General features: G+C 62.2%; 1 pseudogene. It reads left to right on the forward strand.

The features are described 5' to 3' along the window. Nucleotides 1–262 (forward strand): annotated as a pseudogene (locus SB751_RS31920) (3-oxoadipyl-CoA thiolase); the annotation flags it as partial.

The raw sequence follows: 262 nt of genomic DNA on the forward strand, positions 1-262 counted from the left end.
GCCGGCAGCGCGTTTTCGCGGCAAGCCGGGATCCACGACACCACCATCGGCTGGCGCTTCATCAATCCGCTGATGAAACGCCAGTACGGCGTGGACTCGATGCCTGAAACCGCGGAAAACGTCGCTGTCGAATTCGGTATCAGCCGCGCGGACCAGGACGCGTTTGCCCTGGCAAGTCAACAAAAGGCGGCCCGCGCGCAGCGCGACGGCACGTTGGCCCAGGAAATCGTCGGCGTTGAAATTGCACAGAAGAAAGGCGATC

The sequence above is a fragment of the Cupriavidus sp. SIMBA_020 genome (assembly GCF_046535395.1).
GTDB lineage: Bacteria > Pseudomonadota > Gammaproteobacteria > Burkholderiales > Burkholderiaceae > Cupriavidus > Cupriavidus campinensis.